The following is a 4,067-nucleotide window of genomic DNA, read 5'->3' as shown; positions in this document are numbered from 1 at the left end:
TGCACGCGGGCCGGTTCTGCGAGAGTCGGGCCGCCGGCTGCGTTAGCAGCCGTCCCATGCGCGGCTTCCGATGTCGCTGTTGTCGGAGTCGCGGTGTTTGGGTGCTCAAAGTCAATCGCCACGGTGTCGCTGTCGATGGCGTCCTGCTGCTGCTTTTCTTTGGCAAGCTCTCGCTGCTTGGCCTGTGCCCGCTCCTGCGAGGCATCCGATGTGATGATTGGGGCGTTTGGACTCTCCCCATAGATGGCCGCTCGCTGCGCCGCGGTCATCGGCGGAGCTCCGGCCGCCTCCGGCCCCGGAACTCCCTGCGCCGCCTCAAGCTGTTGCATCGCAGTAGCCAATTCCTGCTGGTGCTGCCTTTCCTCTGCATCACGTTTCGCCTGTAATTCCTGCTGTGACTCGAAGCTGTTCACTTCCTGCGCATTCGGCGCCGCCGGGCGCATCGGCATCGTGCTTACTGGGGCCGATTTTCTAGTTCCACTCAACAGGCTTGAAAGATTCGCAATGCCGATCAGCGCGATAATCGCGACCAGGGCAATGACGACGGGCATCCCTTTCCGCACGGGCGGTTTTGCTTCCGGCTGCTCTGGTACGGTCGCGGGTGGATTCTGGTTGGACTCCGGCATGGCTAGTTCCTCTCTCCGGTGCGGTGGAAGTCTACCTTCTGCTTGCCGATGGCGAGGTAGCCGCGTTCCAATTCCTTCGGCACGGTGTAGAGGCCATCATTGAAATCGAAGTTGATGAGCGACGGCTTGCCGTCCTTCACCTCGTAGAGTGCGGGCGTTTCCTGAAACTGGCCGCGCAAATAGGTGAATTTGCCATCACGCCATATCTGCTGCAAACCAAGTTGCTTGCCCTTCGACTGGTCCCACGTGAAATCAAAGTGCAGCGTGCCGGGGTATTGGCTGCGATAGGCTTCCTCTTTCGTGGTCTCTGCCTTCTGCACGGCAATTTCGGCGGCCTCGGCCGCCGCTGCATCCTGTTTGGCTCTGGCCAGCTCGGATGCGGGCACGAAGACGGGCAGCTCGACCAGCCGCTCTTTCGCGGTCTTGTCGCCCGGAGTAAGGAAAACTTTGGAATCGAAGTGGGGATCTCCGTTGCCGGAGATTTCCTGAAGCTCCAGCGTGTACTCGTTGCCGTGGTCGGAGATGATATGCACGTCGGTCGCGCTATTCGCCACTTTAGGCTTGATGCTGACAAAGCGGCTGGCGACATGGCCGCCGTCGAAAACCCAATCCACCGTGTCTCCGGCGAAGACATTGGCGACCTTCTCCTGTGGCGGAAGCACGATCAAAGTCGATTGCAGCAAAGCCGCACGAATCACGGGAGGCGCGGCAGTAGCCGAAACGACGATGGTGCGCGGCGGATTCGGCTGCGGCGGAGCAGGTTGGGTGGCGGCCCGCAGCGACCCACAGGCAAGCGGGAGCGAGAGAGCGACAGCGATAGGACTGAGCGGTTTCATGACGAATGTCCTTTCCCGAATTGGTTATGCGGTTTCTCCTTGGGCCAAACGAGCAATGCCCTCGGTGAGTCCATATGTGGCAATCAGCTTCGACCGGAGCACCCGGTCTTTGGGCTTGGTGGAGAACGTGGCATAACTACGGCCGTCGAGATTGAGAATGACGACTTTGGTGAGGCCGTCGCGCCGCATATACAGCGCCTCACGATCCTGCAAACTCTCAAACAGAGCGATCTGCTGCTCGTTCATCTTGAACAGCTCGGCGTACTTTTTCCGGTTGAAGGTCGTGTCTTTCAGAAACAGAAATGATGTGCACGAGTTCACGATGCTGTCGGCGTTTTTGCCCAGATCGTCGGCGGACTGACCGATCATGGTGACGCCGCCAAGATTCTTGCGAACGGTCTTGATGGACGCGAGCGCACCTTCCAAAAGCTGCCGATTCTTCATGGAGCTGAAGATTTCTTCAATGAGTATGTGCTTGGGCACGCCAAGATTGGCAGGATCGTAAAGTACGTCGTTGATACGCCGGAGCAGCCATACCATTAGCGGTTCTATGAGGTCGGCGTATTGCTCATTGTTTACGCCCTGGAAGTCGAAACACTGGAGGCGCGACAAAGAAAGGCTGTCCTCCACGTTGTCGAAGATCGCGTGATAGACTCCGGTGCCTACCCATTTAGAGAGATATCTGTCGAGTTTCTTCGGGAGAAAGAGATTGGATAATCTGCGGTTTTCCTGGTCAAGCAGGTACATGTCCTGCACCGCTTTGTGAATTACGTCGTCATCTTCCGGCTCCAGCTCCGCTCCGCCGTTGGCGAGCAGGAGCTTGATGAAGCTGTACAGGAACTTGATGTTGCTCTCGGTGGGCTCCAGGGCGAACGGGTTGACGCGAGGGCCGTCCTTGCCGACGCGGTCCACGCGGCCTCCGTACAACTCCACCACGCTCTCATAGCTGCCGCCGATGTCGAAGATGTAGGAGAAGCCGCCGTATTTCTGCTCCAGCGCGATGAGCTGATTTCCATGCACTGATTTGCCGGTGCCGGTTGGCCCGAGGATGAGCATGACGCGCACGCCGTCCACATACACGTCCTGAAAGAACGGTGTCCGTGTGCGCGTCTCAAAGATATTGAGATATTCCGCATCTAAATCCCCTGAATGCGGATGTCCAAGATGCGGAGCGAACACCAAAGAAAAACGCGCATGATGGTCCTCCGCAAGCCACAGCGGGAAGACATTGAACTTGTGATTGCCGGGGAACATCGCATAGAAGGCGGATAGATTCCCCAGCGTCTCTTCCATCACCTGCGCTCGTGCATCGACGAAGATCCGATGTACAGCGGGAACGGTATCGCGTAATTGTTCCGGGCTGTGAGCTGCCAGCAGCAAGCGGAGTGAGTATTCGCCCTGCACCTTTTTGTCCAGTGAGCGGATGACTTCGCTAAGGTCATCAACGCTGCTGTTCGCGGCCTTGGCCGCGGCTCCGGTGTCGAGGGAGGCGGTATCGCGCCCGCTCATGACTCGCGTCAACACACCGACTTTGAAAAACGAGATGAACTTCTCCTGGGCGTCGATCTCGCTTCGGGCTGAGGACGTGGATTTCACGCGCCATGTGGAGCACAAAACGCTGTCGCAATCTAGCGTTAGCAAGCCGGAGAGTAGGCACGGTCTCGATGCCTCCGGCGTCGTCTTCAGCGAGAACATTTGTACATGGCGTCTGCCCACGCGCAGGTAGTCGCTATGCCACGCAACCGGGTTCTTTACGATCTGCCGGTCTACGCCGGTGTCGGCGCGGAGCTGGTCGTCGCCCGCCCACTCTTCAAGGTTGAACAGGTAGCTGAAAAACTGAAAAGTTGCGTTCTTGTCGAGCCGGCGTAACCCCAATGTCTTCCCGAGATGGGATTCCAGGATGGTCGCAGTCTTCTGGAGGTCGGCCAGCATCCGCGACGTGTCGGCTACGTGCTCCTGAGGCTTGCGCTCGAACGCCTTTACGCTCGACGGTTCCAGCGTGAGGCACCAGTGCAGGTCGATGTGCCGGAAACTCGCGGTCTTCTCAAGAAGGGCTATACGGTCGTCCACGAATACTTGAGTAACAGGATTTCCATATTTCCTCTGGCGCGGAAGATTGAATCCTGACATCACCCCGGTGTACTGATACAGGCAGGAACCTTCCGGCAACCCTCGCAATGCGCCTTCAATCGAGCGCATCCGGGCGTCAAGCTCCTGGTCGGTCAATCCCTCTTCATCAATGCCTGTGAGCGCAAACAGGCATCCATAGCCGCCGCCCTTCAGGGCAAAGATGTTTGGGCCGACGAAGCGAGCAATCGGAATGATGCTGCACGCAGCTCCGGCCTTTGCGAACCACGGAACGAATTTGGCTTGCTCAGTATTTGCGCGGGTCATAGTAGGACTTCTGGTTGAGGCTCAAGCCCCATAGTTGAAACATCTTTGGGTGTTTGCGCACGATGAACCATGCGCCGATCGCAAGCGTGGGAAAGGACACCATTGCCAGCAGGCGGAACCCAGTGAGGAAAACCGTTACGCAGACGAAGACAATCGCCATCCATGCGCTGAGGTCCAATCCGAGCTTGGCTCGTGGCCTATTGAGCGCCTG

At 57.9% G+C, this 4,067-nt stretch carries 3 protein-coding genes and 1 pseudogene; all 4 read right to left on the bottom strand.

The window, feature by feature from the left end; all coding sequences use genetic code 11:
• A pseudogene (locus VMU57_RS10330) lies at window positions 1-626 on the bottom strand (conjugal transfer protein TrbI); the annotation flags it as partial.
• Between the two features lie 2 nt (window positions 627-628).
• Complete coding sequence (locus VMU57_RS10325) at window positions 629-1,462, bottom strand: TrbG/VirB9 family P-type conjugative transfer protein (RefSeq protein WP_325383091.1); 834 nt, start codon at window positions 1,460-1,462, stop codon at window positions 629-631.
• 24 nt (window positions 1,463-1,486) lie between these two features.
• Window positions 1,487-3,856 carry a type VI secretion protein gene (locus tag VMU57_RS10320; protein WP_325383089.1) on the bottom strand — a complete coding sequence of 790 codons (2,370 nt, stop codon included), beginning with the start codon at window positions 3,854-3,856 and terminating at the stop codon, window positions 1,487-1,489.
• Window positions 3,837-4,067: VirB3 family type IV secretion system protein (locus VMU57_RS10315; RefSeq protein WP_325383087.1), on the bottom strand; the 231-nt coding region annotated here is incomplete at its 5' end. The genes VMU57_RS10320 and VMU57_RS10315, both read right to left, overlap by 20 nt.

The sequence above is a fragment of the Edaphobacter sp. genome, from assembly GCF_035532915.1.
GTDB lineage: Bacteria > Acidobacteriota > Terriglobia > Terriglobales > Acidobacteriaceae > Edaphobacter.
Note: the sequence above shows the minus strand (reverse complement) of the source record. Positions and strands in the feature narration are given on the sequence as shown.

Bases quoted from the DNA above. Each gene is read 5' to 3' on its own strand.
- VMU57_RS10325 (WP_325383091.1), bottom strand. From the start codon at position 1,462: ATGAAACCGCTCAGTCCTATCGCTGTCGCTCTCTCGCTCCCGCTTGCC.
- VMU57_RS10320 (WP_325383089.1), bottom strand. From the start codon at position 3,856: ATGACCCGCGCAAATACTGAGCAAGCCAAATTCGTTCCGTGGTTCGCA.